The sequence below is a fragment of the Psychrobacter sp. GW64-MNA-CIBAN-0177 genome, from assembly GCF_040309585.1.
Classification (GTDB): domain Bacteria; phylum Pseudomonadota; class Gammaproteobacteria; order Pseudomonadales; family Moraxellaceae; genus Psychrobacter; species Psychrobacter okhotskensis.
The window spans coordinates 1-231 of sequence record NZ_JBEOOY010000655.1 but is presented as its reverse complement, the minus strand read 5'-3'; the positions used below and the strand labels follow the sequence as shown (position 1 = coordinate 231).

Annotated in this window: 1 pseudogene; it reads left to right on the top strand. The window is 48.5% G+C overall.

Annotation, left to right across the window (positions count from 1 at the left end):
• Positions 1 to 231 (top strand): annotated as a pseudogene (locus tag AAEY79_RS16580) (hypothetical protein); the annotation flags it as partial.

The window sequence follows — 231 nt, the reverse complement described above, 5'->3', positions numbered from 1 at the left end:
GCTTTATCTTTCGGTCTTGGTGGTCAAGAAGCAGCAGCTCGTTTCTTACGCAAGATGCAGGACAAGATGGATGAAGAGCGTACAGGTATGAAAATCCATACCACGCGTCATACTAAGACTACGTCTAACACTACGGATAAAGTTGCTGACGCTGTTCGTGCTGCTACGCCAAGCACAGTATCAACGGGTACTACTGCCCCAATTACTGGAGCCACAAGTACTCCGGTAACC